Source organism: Crenalkalicoccus roseus (genome assembly GCF_004761865.1).
Taxonomy (GTDB): Bacteria; Pseudomonadota; Alphaproteobacteria; order Acetobacterales; family Acetobacteraceae; genus Crenalkalicoccus; species Crenalkalicoccus roseus.
The window spans coordinates 1-3168 of record NZ_SJDM01000090.1; the positions used below are offsets into that span (position 1 = coordinate 1).

Below are 3168 nucleotides of genomic sequence, written 5' to 3' on the forward strand. Positions count from 1 at the left end.
CGAGGGGCCGGGCTGAGCATGCGCTGGCCGAGGGTGGCGCTGGGGGAGGTTGCAGAGCCGGTGGCGCGGCCGGTCGCCCCACGACCTGACGACACGTATCGCTTCATCGGCGTGAAGTGGTGGGGCGAAGGCGTCTACGAGTTTGCGCGCAAACCCGGCACGGAAACGGCCGCGTCCGTTCTGTTCCGCGTCGAGCCTGATGACTTGGTCATCAACAAGATCTGGGCACGCCACGGAAGCATCGGGGTCGTGCCGCCCGATCTGGCCGGCGCGGTCGGGTCAAATGAGTTCCCGACGTTTCGTGCCAAACCGGAGCGGTTGCTGCCGCGATGGCTTCATTGGTGGTCGAAAAGCCGATCCGCGTGGGAAGCGTGCGCAGGCCTCTCCTTCGGGTCATCGGGCAAGAACCGTATCAAGCCGGCCGAGTTCCTTTGCATCCCCCTCCCCCTCCCGCCGCTGTCGGAGCAGGAGCGGATCGTGGCGCGGCTGGATGCGGTGGAGGCGCGGCTCATCGCGCGCCGCCGCGCGGCCGAGGCGGTGGAGGCGGAGCTCGCCCACGCGCTCGCCGCCGCCTTCCGGCGCATCACCGCCCAGGCCCCCCGCGCCCGCATGGGCGACGTCGCCCCTCTCGTCCGCCGCGCGGTTAGCATCGACCTGGATTCCGAGTATCCCGAGCTTGGGATCCGTTCCTTCGGCAAGGGCACCTTCCACAAGCCGGCCCTCTTGGGTGTTGAGGTTGGCAGCAAGCGCCTGTTCGAAATCCACGCCGGCGACCTTCTGTTCAGCAACGTCTTTGCTTGGGAGGGAGCGGTCGCGGTTGCGCAGCCGGCCGATCATGGCCGCTTCGGCTCGCACCGCTTCATCACCCGACGTGTCGATCCGGCGCGCGCCACGGCGGACTTCCTCTGCTACTGGTTCCTCACGCCGGAGGGGCTGCAAAGGCTGGGCGAAGCCTCGCCCGGTGGCGCAGGCCGAAACCGGACGCTGGGCTTGGATGCGCTGGACCGCATCGAAATCCCCCTCCCGCCCCTCGACGCGCAGCGGTGGTTCGACCGCCTGCAACAGAAGGCGCGCGCGGCGCGCGAGGCGGCGGCCGCAGCGGCGAGTGAGCTCGACCGCCTCCTCCCCGCCCTCCTCGCCGAGGCCTTCGGCCCGTGACGGTGCTGCGGCGGGTCGTCGCCACGCAGTTCGACCGGCCCGCCCGCACCGGCCGCACGCGCCCGCTTTTCCTCACCTGCCGCGACGCCGCGGGCGAGGAGGTGGAGGTGATCGCGAAACTCTCCGCCCGCTGCGATCAGGGGGTGGTCAACCTCACGCGCGAGGCGATCGCCGCCTGCCTCGCCGCCGATCTCGGCCTGCCGGTGCCCGAGCCCGTGCTGGTCGACCTGCCGCCGGACTGGATCGCCAGCGTCACGGAAGCGGAGACGCGCGCGGCGCTCGCCGCCAGCCTGCCCGTCGCCTTCGGCTCGAAGCAGGTCGGCCCGCAATTCTCCACCTGGAAGCCGGAGACGCGGCTGACCCCCGCCATGCTGCCGCTGGCGCTCGCCATCTTCGTCTTCGACGCGCTCACCGCCAATCCCGACCGCCGCGCCGAGAACCCGAACTGCCTGGTCCGGGGCGAGGAACTCCGCATCTACGACCACGAGATGGCCTTCACCCACCACATAGTGATCCCGCGCCTCGAGCCCTGGCGGCCCGGCGCGCTGCAGGACCTCGCGGCGCCGGGGCGGCACATTTTCCGTGACAGGCTGCGCGGCGCGGTGCTGGACTTCGCGCCCGTGCGGGCCGCCTGGGCCGCCTTGCCGGATGCCGCGGTGGAGGGCTATGGCAAGGCCCTGCCGGCGGAATGGGCCGGCGCGGCCCGGGAGGCCGGCCAGGCGATCCGGATGATCAAGGACATCCGCGACCGGATGGAGGAATGCCTGACGGAGATCGCGAGGGTTCTGGCATGACGCAGCACCCCTACACCTACACCATCCTGCGCTACCTCCATGACCCGCGCGCGGGGGAGGCGCTGAATGTCGGCGTCGTGCTGCACGTGGCGGCGGAGCGGACGCTGCTGGCCCGGGTCCGCTCCACCTTCGGGCGGGTGAAGGCGGCCTTCCCCGATCTCGACGGCGAGGCCTTCAAGCAGGCGCTGCGCGAGGTGGAGCGCGGGATCGAGCGCGTTGCCCGCGAGATGCAGAGGGGCGGCCTGCTGGCCGCGGCCGGCGACGCGGCGGCCTTCGCCCGGCGCGCCATGCCGGAGGACGACAGCGCGCTGCAATGGTCGCCGGTCGGCTCCGGGCTGACGGCGGATGCCGAGGCGACACTCGAACGCCTCTATGATCGTTTCGTGCAGCGGCATGACGACCGCGCCCGCCGCCGCCGCGATGACGAGGACATCTGGCGGCCGGTGCGGGAGCGGCTGGAGGCGCGCGGCGTCTCCGTGCCCTTCGAGGAGAAGACCTTCGCCGGGGAGGTGGACGCGATCACCTTCCGCCACGCCTGGAAGAACGGGCAGTGGCACGCCTATGAGGGGGTCTCCCTCGATCTCGCGAGCCAGGACAGCATCATGGAGAAGGCCCGGCGCTGGGTGGGCCACCTGACCACGGTGAAGGACGGACTCGCCGAGCCGCTGAAGCTGCACCTGATTATCGGCGCGCCGCAGGAGCAGGGGCTGGGGGAGGCCTATCGCAAGGCGCTGACGATGATGCGCAAGGCGCCGCTGGGGCCCGAGGTGGTCGAGGAGGATGCGATCGACGATCTCGTCTCCCGCATCGAGGACGAGGTGCGAGCGCATGCTCAGGACCGAGGGCATCCCGCGGCGCTCGGAGGTTAGAGCGCGTTCAATCGCTTCGGGCGGTGGCGTCCGGCGTGCCGGGCTGGCGCGGCAGCCGCGGGGAAGCGAGTTCGGCGCGCTGTTCGCTCCACTCGCTCGGCAGCGGCTCCATCAGCCGAGCGAGATCGGCGTCGGCCCCTTGGAGGCCATCGAGCACCGCCTCGACGATGTCCGGCGCGAGCAGCGTCAGCTGCAGGATGCGACCGAGGTAGCCACGGTCAACCCTTTCGGCAGCGGCGAGTTCGCTGATCGAGGCGTACCGTCCCTCCTCCAGCATCCGCCGCCACCGGAATGCCCGCGCCAGCGCCTTCACCAGGGCCGGGTCGCCGCGGGTGGTGGCGACGCCC

4 protein-coding genes are annotated in these 3168 nt (G+C 71.4%); 3 read left to right on the top strand and 1 reads right to left on the bottom strand.

Annotation, left to right across the window (positions count from 1 at the left end):
* The 3 genes from ET526_RS20895 to ET526_RS20905 form a co-directional block, all read left to right on the top strand.
* Positions 1–1158 (top strand): restriction endonuclease subunit S (locus ET526_RS20895; protein WP_204623750.1); only part of this gene is annotated, 1158 nt, incomplete at its 5' end.
* The gene (locus ET526_RS20900) at positions 1155–1952 is read left to right on the top strand and encodes a HipA family kinase (protein ID WP_135471005.1); all 798 of its coding nucleotides are present in this window, start codon (positions 1155–1157) and stop codon (positions 1950–1952) included. The genes ET526_RS20895 and ET526_RS20900, both read left to right, overlap by 4 nt.
* The gene (locus ET526_RS20905) at positions 1949–2821 is read left to right on the top strand and encodes a DUF3037 domain-containing protein (RefSeq protein WP_158295663.1); all 873 of its coding nucleotides are present in this window, start codon (positions 1949–1951) and stop codon (positions 2819–2821) included. Before ET526_RS20900 ends, ET526_RS20905 begins: the two co-directional genes overlap by 4 nt.
* A gap of 7 nt (positions 2822–2828) precedes the next feature.
* On the opposite strand, the gene ET526_RS22270 is transcribed toward ET526_RS20905, so the two are convergent.
* Positions 2829–3168, bottom strand: a 340-nt coding sequence (locus ET526_RS22270) for a hypothetical protein (protein ID WP_135471009.1), incomplete at its 5' end; no start/stop codon positions are given.

Excerpts from the sequence above, each read along its gene's own strand:
- ET526_RS20905 (WP_158295663.1), top strand. The coding sequence starts at position 1,949 with ATGACGCAGCACCCCTACACCTACACCATCCTGCGCTACCTCCATGAC.